Genomic DNA, 2151 nt, shown 5'->3' on the forward strand with positions numbered 1-2151 from the left:
CCCTCTTGCCCACTAGCATAGGGACTATAAGGATGGAGCGTGTGACTTCAGGGTCGTCTCCAATAGTGCGTGCACCTTCTATGACTTCATTCTCCGGCCTGTTTATCATCAAGGGGGTACCCGTTCTTATGACCCGGCTCGTGAGGCCATCGTCCAGCCGGTACCGGCCAACCTGGTACCGCTTTCCCTTGTCCATCAGGAACACAATTTCCACCTCGAACGAATCCGCGTGGTACAATGCGACAAAGAAGGCGTCAAGAGGAAGGACACGCTCCACCTCGCGGTAGATCTTCTCAAAAAGCCGCTCGGGTTCCAGAACCGCTGAGAGGCTGCGGGAGATCTCGTTCAGGGTCGACAGGTAGTCTGCGCGGCGCCTCGCCTCGTCCAGGAGCCTGGCGTTGGCCACAACCACACTCACCTGCTTGCCCAAGGCCTCGAGCAGTCTTCTGTCCTCATCCGTATACACGGTGCCCTCCTCTGTGTCGGCAAAAGCCAGCGCACCTATGAGTTCCTTGCCGGCAAAAAGTGGAGTCGCGAGGACAGCCGCGAAACCGTGATCGGCCATGTCCCTGATGGTGTGGGGATCAGTCGAGGAATCCGGCATGGTCACAGTCTCTCTGCGTTTCAGGGCAAGACCCAGGCATCCGTCCGCTGGGGCCAGTGTCCTGCCCAGCATGCCCGGCGGGAGGTTCTTCGCCGCTTCAATGACGAACTTCCCCTGCCTGTTCTTGAGGACAACCGCGCCCGCGTGCGCGTCGAGCACCTCAAGCCCCGCCTGCAGAACTAGCTCGAGGGTGGCGTGGATCCCGAGCCCGGTGTTTATCTCCCTGTTCACCCTGGCCAGGACATGCTCCCACCTAGCGTATCGTTCACACTCGGCCCTCTCAGTGAGTGCCGACGCCGCAAATGAGCGAAAGACCTGGGCAAGTATGTTGAGGCCCGACCCGGACAGGACGATCACAGCGCACCTGAACACCAGAACCCACCTGGTTCCTGAGGACGCTCCAAGAGCAACGAAACCGTAGGAGGCAGCTGCGAGGGCACCGAGCCCGGCGCAGGGAACCAAGCCATCACCCAGGGAGTAAGCTATCAGCTCAACGAAGTAGAGTGGGAAGGCATGACTTTCAATGCCGCCTGTGAGGTGTACTGCTGCCGAGATTATGACGATATCAGCCATCGACGCCATGGTGTTGGCGACACGCTGCCCGTAGAATTGGCTCGCTCGCTCAAACACGTAGACGAGGAGGCCAGCAGGGACAAACGTAACGAAGATTGCGGGGCTCAATGCAAACTCCCGCAACACAAAACAGATCCCCGCCACTATCACGATTCCCCGGAGGACCATAGCGCCTGGCTTCGTGAGACGGGCAACCTCGCCTTGGTCATCCTGGACCGTGTCCTGTTTACTCAAACCCGACATCGCGCACCACCAACCACCGAGACGGGAAATGTATCCAGAAGGTGAACCCGCCACCCGCTAGGCCTGAACCTCCCCCGCCCTTCTAAGCGCTGACGCCGTAAGCAGAGGTCCAACGATCTCGAACAGAAGGACACCAGGAACCACAAGAGATGTAATGAGGGAACGCTGCTCGGGTAGTGCGGCACCCGCGGCTACTGTCAACCCGACTGCGAGCCCCGCCTGGGGCAGGAGGGACACGCCCAGGTATCTCGAGACTTCAGGGCCAGCGTTGAGAAGCCTTGCAGATATGGAGACCCCCAAGAGCTTGCCCAACGCCCTAGAGATCACGTACCCCACAAACAGAGTACCTGCTTCGAACAGCGCGTCGAATGCAAAGCCGACGCCTGCGAGGCAGAACAGGATGACATAGACTGGCGGCGCGAACCTGTCCACCGTCGCGAATAGCTTGCGGCTGCCTATGACCAAGTTCGATACGGTTGCTCCCACGACCAAGCACGTTATCAAAGGCGATACGTGCATCCGCCCGGCTACCCCAGACGCAAGAAGCACGGCACCCAATACGATCACGAGCAGCTCGTCCCCGCCCCTGGCGTACTTGACCGCGTACCCCAGGGCTATCCCCACCACCACACCGACCACCGCGGAGCCCACGACCTCCCACAGAGATGCTCCTACCGCACCCACCACCGACCCGGAGAGTGCAACCTCGGGAATGGCCCGCGCGATGGCGA

At 60.3% G+C, this 2151-nt stretch carries 2 protein-coding genes; both read right to left on the reverse strand.

The annotated features are described in order from the left end of the window. A partial coding sequence (locus tag NUW23_16165) for a GAF domain-containing protein (GenBank protein ID MCR4427681.1) occupies positions 1 to 1420 on the reverse strand: 1420 nt, incomplete at its 3' end. 57 nt (positions 1421 to 1477) lie between these two features. Beyond that, on the reverse strand, positions 1478 to 2151 hold a 674-nt coding region (locus NUW23_16170), incomplete at its 5' end, for a hypothetical protein (GenBank protein ID MCR4427682.1).

The sequence above is a fragment of the Bacillota bacterium genome, assembly GCA_024655925.1.
GTDB lineage: Bacteria > Bacillota > DTU025 > DTU025 > JANLFS01 > JANLFS01.